Origin of the sequence: Enterococcus sp. 3H8_DIV0648 (assembly GCF_002140655.1) — a bacterium.
Lineage (GTDB): Bacteria > Bacillota > Bacilli > Lactobacillales > Enterococcaceae > Enterococcus_A > Enterococcus_A hulanensis.
In genome coordinates, this window is sequence record NZ_NGLG01000001.1 from 197,078 (window position 1) to 198,505 (window position 1,428).

1 protein-coding gene is annotated in these 1,428 nt (G+C 34.5%); it reads left to right on the forward strand.

The features are described from left to right. Positions 1-110: 110 nt before the first annotated feature. Positions 111-1,214 carry a tyrosine-type recombinase/integrase gene (locus A5875_RS00980; RefSeq protein ID WP_088931880.1) on the forward strand — a complete coding sequence of 368 codons (1,104 nt, stop codon included), beginning with the start codon at positions 111-113 and terminating at the stop codon, positions 1,212-1,214. The last annotated feature ends 214 nt before the right edge of the window (positions 1,215-1,428 follow it).

Genomic DNA, 1,428 nt, shown 5'->3' on the forward strand with positions numbered 1-1,428 from the left:
AAATAACACTGCTAATAATTATTTAATTATCTAGGCTTTTTAGGCTTTCTCATGAAAAACCATAGAGAATAAACCGTCTATTGAGCCGTCAAATTAGGAGGAAGTGCAACATGCGCAAAGGTGAAAATATTTATTTAAGGAAAGATGGTCGCTGGGAAGGGAGATACCCTAAAGGCAGGAGAATTAACGGAAGAATAAAATACGGATATATTTATGGAAAAACTTATACGGAGGTTAAACAAAAGTTGTATCCGTTAAAAATTCAGTACAAAACATTACAACATGTTCATGGATATTCTGCTGAAACTTTTGAGGAATGGACAAGAGAATGGTTCGATGAAGTTCAAGATGAAGTTAAACCATCAACCTTTTCAAGTTACTATTACAAATTGAAAAAATATATTTTTCCCGTGATCAAAGATGTATCCTTAAATGAAATCACTTTGGATACAGGAAAGGTTCTTCTAAAAAAACTTCAAGGAACCCTTGCTAATTCGACTATTCAAGTAATCTTTCGGATACTTAATAAATGTCTGAACCATGCAAAGAAAATCGGAAAGATCGTTTCAAACCCATTTTCAGATCTAAAGATACCGAAAGCTAAGAGTATTAAAGTAAGAGCTTTGACCTTATCTGAGCAAAGAAAAATCATGCAGATAGCTGAAAAAGAAAGAAGAGGATATGGCATTCCGGCCCTTCTAGCTTTGCATTCAGGGATGCGGATTGGTGAGATAGCCGCACTGAAATGGGAAGATATTGATTTTGAAACGGATCTTATCCACGTTCAGCATACTTATCAACGAATCAAAACGATTGAGTTGGAACAAAAGACACAATTAATTTTTGCAAATTCTAAAACAGAAGCCTCTGTTCGAGTGATTCCAATGGGCTCAGTATTGAAACAATTATTAACTAAGCATCGTAGACATTCGAAAAGTGAATTTGTTTTTTCTACAAATGGACATCCTTGTGAGCCAAGACTACTTACGCATCATTTCCATAAAATCTGTTCAAAGGCGAAATTGACAAATATTCATTTTCATCAGCTACGCCACACTTTTGCGACGCGTTGTCTGGAAGCAAAAAAAGATATTCCGTCAGTTAGCGCTCTTTTAGGACACGCTTCAACTCAAATGACATTGGACACTTATGTAGATGCAATGCTTGAACAACGGTATCAAGTGATATACGAGATGGAGAATTTAATAGGTTAGTTAGTATGAAAACGCTATTTTTTTGAAACAATCTGATTTTCGGGTATTCTTTTTTTACTTTCTGAGAAAGCGCTTACTTCGTTTGCTACTTCCATTCAATCTGACGTAATTCTTATTATATTTAATATTTTTTAAAGAAAAAGAATTGGTTATTTTATCTACTTCATTCATAAGCCGTCATTCGTCGTCAAAAAGCACTCAAAACCCTAATGTC

What these genes read in the sequence shown, in the direction of transcription:
- A5875_RS00980 (WP_088931880.1), top strand. Translation starts at nt 111, where the DNA reads ATGCGCAAAGGTGAAAATATTTATTTAAGGAAAGATGGTCGCTGGGAA.